The 7,446-nt window shown below is 70.3% G+C and carries 6 protein-coding genes; 2 read left to right on the forward strand and 4 right to left on the reverse strand.

Features of this window, described 5'->3' with window-relative positions:
• Positions 1-453: 453 nt before the first annotated feature.
• From ABZ340_RS35960 to ABZ340_RS35975, 4 genes are all read right to left on the reverse strand, one after another.
• On the reverse strand, positions 454-846 hold the full coding sequence (locus ABZ340_RS35960; protein ID WP_358786103.1) for a type II toxin-antitoxin system death-on-curing family toxin: 393 nt from the start codon (positions 844-846) through the stop codon (positions 454-456).
• On the reverse strand, positions 843-1,037 hold the full coding sequence (locus ABZ340_RS35965; protein WP_030566796.1) for a ribbon-helix-helix protein, CopG family: 195 nt from the start codon (positions 1,035-1,037) through the stop codon (positions 843-845). The genes ABZ340_RS35960 and ABZ340_RS35965 overlap by 4 nt, the downstream gene beginning before the upstream one ends.
• Before the next feature lie 421 nt (positions 1,038-1,458).
• Complete coding sequence (locus ABZ340_RS35970) at positions 1,459-2,787, reverse strand: class I SAM-dependent RNA methyltransferase (RefSeq protein WP_358786104.1); 1,329 nt, start codon at positions 2,785-2,787, stop codon at positions 1,459-1,461.
• 93 nt (positions 2,788-2,880) lie between these two features.
• The gene (locus ABZ340_RS35975; protein WP_358786105.1) at positions 2,881-4,932 is read right to left on the reverse strand and encodes an APC family permease; all 2,052 of its coding nucleotides are present in this window, start codon (positions 4,930-4,932) and stop codon (positions 2,881-2,883) included.
• 1,037 nt (positions 4,933-5,969) lie between these two features.
• Between ABZ340_RS35975 and ABZ340_RS35980 the strand changes: the two genes are divergently transcribed.
• Positions 5,970-6,641: a TrkA family potassium uptake protein gene (locus ABZ340_RS35980; RefSeq protein WP_358786106.1), complete on the forward strand. Its 672-nt coding sequence runs from the start codon at positions 5,970-5,972 to the stop codon at positions 6,639-6,641.
• Positions 6,641-7,318: a TrkA family potassium uptake protein gene (locus ABZ340_RS35985; protein WP_358786107.1), complete on the forward strand. Its 678-nt coding sequence runs from the start codon at positions 6,641-6,643 to the stop codon at positions 7,316-7,318. Before ABZ340_RS35980 ends, ABZ340_RS35985 begins: the two co-directional genes overlap by 1 nt.
• Positions 7,319-7,446: the final 128 nt, after the last annotated feature.

Consider the following 7,446-nt stretch of genomic DNA (forward strand, 5'->3'; position numbering starts at 1 on the left):
GCATCAGCGTCCTGTTCGCCATGCTCCGCGACGGAACCTTCTACGAACCGAGAAGCCCTCGACTCGCTTGACGAAGGACATAGAGGCACCCCCCTGCAAGCTGTGGACGTGGACGGTGGATACCGCAGACACAGCTTGTTGGAGGCGAGTGGACCGGCTCAGTGCGCACGGGGGGGCGCGCGAGGGGCACGGACAGCGCGTTCCGTGACCGCTGGGAAAGCAGGGGCGGGTGTTGGTTGGGAAGAGACCGCCGTAGCCGATGTGGACCTTGACCTGCCGCCCAAACGGGAAGACGCGTGGGACGCCATTCTCGCGCCGAGCGGACCCACTGCCCCGTCTCGCGAAAGCATACGAATCCACCCGCTGAACGAACGGGTCAGTCCCCCGGCGGACTGCCAGGAGCCAGCACCGCTCCCAGAACCTCATTCCGTCCCGTACCCACGACGTCGAACGTCAGGTAACGGGGAACCAGGCCGACAGGCGCTTGGCAATAGCCGGTACATCGATGTTGTCCTGCGCGACTTCCTCGACGAACGGGCCAGCCACGGAGACGGGTGGCGGGGCGGTACCGGCGCTGACGCCGTTGAACCGCAGGAAGACACGCATGGCAAGCCAGGCGGTGCGCTTGTTGCCGTCGATCAGCGCGTGATTGCGAGCGACGGAGTGCAGCAGTGCCGCCGCCTTCTCGTGCAGCGTGGGATACAGCTCGGCCCCGAACACGTTCGTTCGGGGCCGTTCGATCGCTGACACCAAAAGTCCCATGTCACGCACGCTGTGCTCGGTATCGTTGACCGTGCGAGCGATGGCCAGGATCTCGTCGATATGGATGTAGCGCACTTGGGTCACTTCAGGTAGTCCAGGATCTCCGCATCGCTGTCCATCAGCTCGGCCAGGACGTCATCGACCTTCAGCTCGGCCCGGTGCTGGGCGTCACGGATGGCCTCGATGGCAAGTTCCTGCTTGCTGCGACCCTCCCGACGAGCCCGCTCGGTGAGCTTCGCGTCAAGGTCTTCGGGGAGTCGGAGTGTCATCGCCATACAGGAATGATACCGGACTGGTATCTGGGTGCGAGGTGATACCAGCCACTCAAGACCTCAAACCACGACGCCGTCCTTCGTGGTCCGGTCGGGCCGCGGTCTCGGTTCCGAGGTGCGTGCGACGAGGGAGCAGCACGCGCCGCCGCTGGCGACGTGCAGTCGGCCCCCGAACCGGAGTCCTTGCCCCGCGCCGACGGCCCAGGTCTGCGGCCCAGGGCCGGAGAGGTCCGAGGCTGAGGCTTCCGATATTCGAGCGTCATCCGAGCGTCAAAAATTCGGCATTGCGCATCGCCACGTCGCCGCGAGACCCACGCCGGCCCTTGAATCTGCAGCTCAGAGCGTTCTGCACAAGCGAACCTCAGTCGACGCATTCCGCGAGCGAAAAGGATCGAGCTGACCCCCCGAAATGCAAAACGGCAGGTCAGAGGCCCTTCTCGGCAGGCTCCAGAATCGCCACGCACTCAACGTGGTGGGTCATCGGAAACAGATCGAACGCCCGCAGCGTCCGCACCCGGTACCCCCCGTCCCGGAAGTACCCCAGATCCCGCGCGAGCGCCGCCGGGTCGCAGGCCACGTACGCGATCCTCCGCGCCCCCAGCGACGACAGGTGCGCCACCGTCTTCCGGCCCGCTCCCGCGCGCGGCGGGTCCAGGACGACGAGGTCGACCTCCGTGATGCCGGTGCGCGGCAGGACGGACTCGACCTTGCCCTGTTCGATGCGGACGCGGGGGAAGTCGGCGAGGTTGTGCCGGGCGTCCTCCACCGCGCGCTTGCCGGACTCGATGCCGAGCACCGCGCCCTTCTCGCCGATACGGTCGGCCAGCGCGCCCGCGAACAGGCCCACGCCGCAGTACAGGTCGAGGGCGGTGTCGCCCTTGCGGGGCAGCAGGCCCTGCATGACGGCCGTCACCAGGGTGTCGGCGGCCTTCGGGTGGACCTGCCAGAAGCCGCCGGCGCCGACGCGGTGCGTGCGGCCGTCCGCGCGCTCGCGGACGAAGGGGCGGCCGTGGACGCGGTGGATGCCGCCGGACTTCTCGTCGACCCGCAGCACGGAGACCGGGCGGTCCAGTTCGACGAGGGGCAGCCGGGCGCCGGGCTTCGGGGTGAGGATGACCTGGCGGTCCTGGGAGCCGGTCGCCGCGATCGCCTCGACGGACTCCATCCCGGTCCAGTCGTGCTTCTCGATGCCCAGCTCGGACACGCCGGGAGCGGCGATCATGCAGTGGTCGATCGGTTCGACCTCGTGCGAGCGGTGCCGGCGCAGGCCCGCACGCCCCTCGGCGTCCACGGCGTACTGCACCCGCGTGCGCCACGCCGGGACCTGGCCGGCGGGCACCTTGTCGCCCTCGGCCGGCATCACCGTGCCGTCCCAGCCCACGTCCTCGGGCGTGAGCCCCGCGAGCCGCTGGAGCTGCTCGGCGATCACGTCGGCCTTGAGGCGGCGCTGGGCGCCCGGCTTGGCGTGCTGCCAGTCGCAGCCGCCGCAGCGGCCGGGGCCGGCGAAGGGGCAGGGAGCCTCGACGCGGTCCTTGGACGCCTGAAGGATCCGCACCGCGTCCGCGCGCAGGAAGCGGGCCCCCTCCTCGCCCTCGGTGACACGGGCCACGACCCGCTCGCCGGGCAGCGCGTGCCGGACGAACAGCACCTGGCCGGCGTCGGTGCGGGCGATGCAGTGACCACCGTGGGCGACGGGGCCGATCTCGACCTCGTACTCCTCGCCCACCAGCGACTTCTTCTCTTCTGCCTGCATGGCGGGGCTACTCCAGTACGAGATCCGGTGCGAACACGGAAGGGGATGGAAGGGGACGGGAAAAGGGGTCCGGACGGACACCAGCCCACCAGTCTACGTGGACGGCGAGGACTCCTTCGCCCGCTCCTGGGCCGGGCCCCGCCGGACCGAGCCGGGCGCGTTCCACTCCTGTTGTTTGCGGGCCCGCCGCTTGGCCGCCTCGGAGGACTGGAGCTGGTAGGGCACCGAGGTCACCATGACGCCCGGCGTGAACAGCAGCCGTCCCTTGAGCCTGAGCGCGCTCTGGTTGTGCAGCAGGTGCTCGTACCAGTGGCCGACCACGTACTCCGGGATGATCACGGAGACCGCGTCCCGGGGCGACTCGTTGCGCAGGCTCTTGACGTACTCGATGACCGGCCGCGTGATCTCGCGGTACGGCGAGTCCAGCACCTTCAGCGGTACGTCGATGCCGCGCCGCTCCCACTCCTCGCGCAGCGCCTTGGTCTCCGCCGGGTCGACGTTGACGCTGAGCGCCTCCAGGGTGTCCGAGCGCAGCAGCTTGGCGTAGGCCAGGGCGCGCAGCGTCGGGCGGTGGATCTTGGAGATCAGGACCACCGAGTGGACGCGGGAGGGGCGCACGATGTCGTCGCTCGGCGGGCCCTCCGGGGCCGCGATCTCCTCGGCGACGCGGTCGTAGTGCTTACGGATCGCCGTCATCGTCGCGTAGAAGATGCACATGCCGAGCAGCGCGACCCACGCGCCGTGGGTGAACTTGGTGACGAGGACCACGACCAGCACCAGGCCGGTGAAGAAGGCGCCGAAGGCGTTGATCGCCCGGGAGCGGACCATGTGGCGGCGCTTGGCGGGGTCCTTCTCGGCGGCCAGGTGGCGGTTCCAGTGGCGGACCATGCCGATCTGGCTGAGCGTGAAGGAGACGAACACGCCGACGATGTAGAGCTGGATCAGGCGGGTGGAGTCGGCGCCGTAGATCCACACCAGGAGCATGGCCGCGCCGGCCAGCAGCACGATGCCGTTGGAGAAGGCGAGGCGGTCGCCGCGGGTGTGCAGCTGGCGCGGCAGGTAGCGGTCCTGGGCGAGGATCGAGCCGAGCAGCGGGAAGCCGTTGTACGCGGTGTTCGCGGCGAGGAAGAGGACGAGCGCGGTGGCGGCGGCCAGGACGATGAACAGGAAGCTGCCCTTGCCGAAGACGGCCTCGGCGACCTGGGAGATCACCGGGTTCTGGACGTAGTCCGGGCCGACCGGGACGCCGTTGCGGAACAGGTCGGCGGCGGGGTTCTCGGCCATGCGGACCTTGGTGGCCATGGCCAAGCCGATGATGCCGCAGAACATGGTGACGGCGAGCAGGCCCATCAGCGCGAGCGTGGTCGCCGCGTTCTTCGACTTGGGCTTGCGGAAGGCCGGGACGCCGTTGGAGATGGCCTCGACGCCGGTGAGCGCGGCGCAGCCGGAGGAGAAGGCGCGCAGGAGCAGGAAGAGCAGGGCGAAGCCCGCCAGGCCCTGGTGCTCGGGCTTGATCACGTACTCGGCGGTCGGCGCGCGCATGGTGTCGTCGAGCACCAGCGCCCGGAAGACACCCCAGGCGATCATGATGAAGACGCCGGCGACGAAGACGTACGTGGGAATGGCGAACAGCGTGCCGGACTCCTTGACGCCGCGCAGGTTCATCAGCGTCAGCAGCAGGATCACGGCGATCGCGCAGAAGACCTTGTGCTCGACGACGAACGGGACCGCGGAGCCGAGGTTCTCGATGCCGGAGGAGATCGAGACCGCGACGGTCAGGACGTAGTCGACCAGCAGTGCGCTCGCCACCGTCAGTCCCGCCTTGGGCCCGAGGTTGGTGTTGGCCACCTCGTAGTCACCGCCGCCGCTGGGGTAGGCGTGCACGTTCTGGCGGTAGGAGGCGACCACGGTGAACATCAGCACGACGACCGCGACCGCGATCCAGGGACTGAAGTGGTACGCCGACACGCCCGCGATCGAGAGGACCAGCAGCACCTCGCCGGGTGCGTACGCCACGGAGGACAGCGGGTCGGAGGCGAAGACGGGGAGTGCGATGCGCTTCGGCAGGAGCGTTTCGCCCAGCCGGTCACTGCGCAGTGCGCGCCCGATCAGGATCCGTTTGGGCACGTCGGTCAGTTTGGACACAACAGAGGATCGTAAGCGTTCGAACGGGGGGTCGCCCACCCGCCACCCCCGTTCCGTCCGTCATCTGCCCTCCGGGTGAATTCGCGGAGCGGGGCGGCTGCGGATTCCGCAGGCCGCGAGGCCGTCATGTCTATATGACAAATCCCGCCCGTCTCCGGGCCCGCACGGCCCTCTGGAGGTCCCATGCACGCCACCGCGGAGCTGATCGGCGCCGCGGCCGCCCTCGTCGGCCTCGGATTCCTGACACTTGCCAGTGTCCGCAGCATCGTGCGGCGGCGGTCGTCGGCCGGGGGGTGACGGCCGGGGGGTGACGGGCGGGGGGTGACGGGCGGGGGGTGACGGGCGGGGTGAGGAGCGAGGGGGACGGGTGGCGCGACCTCGTTCCCCGTCGGTTCTCCGCCCCCGGCCGCGCCACGCCGTACGTCCGCTCCCACCCGCCCCACAGACGTCACGCCCGCCCCTCAGACTTCACGCCTATCCCTCAGACGTCACGCCCGCCCCTCAGCCATCCCGCCCTTCCCGCAGACGCCCCGCTCTTCCCGCAGACGCCCCGCCCTTCCCACAGACGCCCCGCCCTTCCCACAGACGCCCCGCATCCCCCTTCGCACGCCTCCACAAGTCCCCTTGGGCGCGCCCTGTCTCCTCATACCTCTCCAAGCCCCCCTGGGCGCCCTGCCTCCCCGCACCTCCTCCGGCTTCCGCACCCGCGCGAGCGGCTCCCTCCCCCGCCGCCCGACGCCCACGGCCCGGGTCACCGGCACCGTGCAGGCGTGCGCGCCGGCCGGCGGTGCGCCCCGTCGGCGCCGGTGTGCGCACGGGCCCTCGGCGGCTCCCCGGCCCGGGCGGATACGTTGGTTCCCGGCAGGGGAACCCGGCGTCCCGGGCCCCGGAGGGCGTCCCCGCCGGTGGACACCGGCATGATGGTGCCTCGCGGCCCGCGTCCGGGCCGCGGCGTGTCGCCCGGCGAGCCGAGAAGAGAGACATGAGCACGAGATCGACGAAGGTCACAGGGCCTGTGGGAAGCGCGGTGTGACGCGATGCATATTGTCATCATGGGCTGCGGAAGAGTTGGTTCCGCTCTGGCCCAGACCCTGGAGCAGCAGGGGCACACGGTCGCCGTGATCGACCAGGACCCCACGGCCTTCCGCCGCTTGGGCTCCTCGTTCGGCGGCCGGCGGGTCACCGGGATCGGTTTCGACCAGGACACCCTGCGCGAGGCGGGCATCGAGGAAGCCGGTGCCTTCGCCGCCGTCTCCAGCGGTGACAACTCCAACATCATCGCCGCCCGCGTGGCCCGCGAGATGTTCGGCGTCGAGAACGTCGCCGCCCGCATCTACGACCCCCGCCGCGCCGAGGTCTACCAGCGCCTGGGCATCCCCACCGTCGCCACGGTCCGCTGGACGGCCGACCAGATGCTGCGCCGCCTGCTGCCCTCGGGCGCCGAGCCGCTGTGGCGCGACCCCACCGGAGGGGTCCAGCTCGCCGAGGTGCACACCTCCACCTCCTGGGTGGGCCACAAGGTCAGCCGGCTCCAGGAGGAGACCGGGGTGCGGGTGGCGTTCCTCACCCGGCTCGGGGAGGCGATCCTGCCCACCTCGCAGACGGTGCTGCAGGAGGGCGACCTGGTGCACGTGATGATGCGCACCGACGAGGTCGACAAGGTCGAGGCGGCGTTCGCCAAGGGTCCCGAAGAGGAGGGCGGTCACTGATGAGGGTCGCCATTGCCGGAGCCGGCGCGGTCGGCCGCTCGATCGCGGGCGAACTGCTGGAGAACGGCCACGAGGTCCTGCTGATCGACAAGGCGCCGACCGCCATCTCGGTCGAGCGCGTCCCGCAGGCGGAGTGGCTGCTCGCCGACGCCTGCGAGATCACGTCCCTGGACGAGGCGGCGCTCCAGCGCTGCAACGTCGTCATCGCCGCGACCGGTGACGACAAGGTCAACCTGGTCGTCTCGCTGCTGGCGAAGACGGAGTACGGCGTCCCGCGCGTCGTCGCCCGGGTGAACAACCCCAAGAACGAGTGGCTGTTCAACGAGGCATGGGGCGTGGACGTCGCCGTCTCCACGCCGCGCCTGATGTCGGCCCTGGTCGAGGAGGCGGTGAGCGTCGGCGACCTGGTCCGGCTGCTCCGCTTCAGCCACGGCGACGCCAACCTGGTGGAGCTGACCCTGCCGGAGGAGTCGGCGCTGGCCGGCACCCAGGTCGGAGACGTGGAGTGGCCCCAGGACACCTCCCTGGTCACCATCATCCGCGGCACCCGTGTGCTGACCCCGACCCAGGAGGACTCCCTGGAGGCCGGCGACGAGCTGCTGTTCGTGGCCGCGCAGGCCCGTGAGGAGCAGCTGGAGGACCTGCTGTCGGTGCGGCGCCAGGACACGGCGGGCTGACCCGCCCGCCATCCCGCTAACCGGTACGGCGCGGGCGCCACAGCCCGGTGAGGGAATCCGGTTCCTCCGCCAGGACGAGCGCGTACCCGTCGAAGACGACGCGGTGGCCGGCGAGCTGGGTGTCGAAC

This window comes from Streptomyces sp. NPDC006134, assembly GCF_040628835.1.
Taxonomy (GTDB): domain Bacteria; phylum Actinomycetota; class Actinomycetes; order Streptomycetales; family Streptomycetaceae; genus Streptomyces.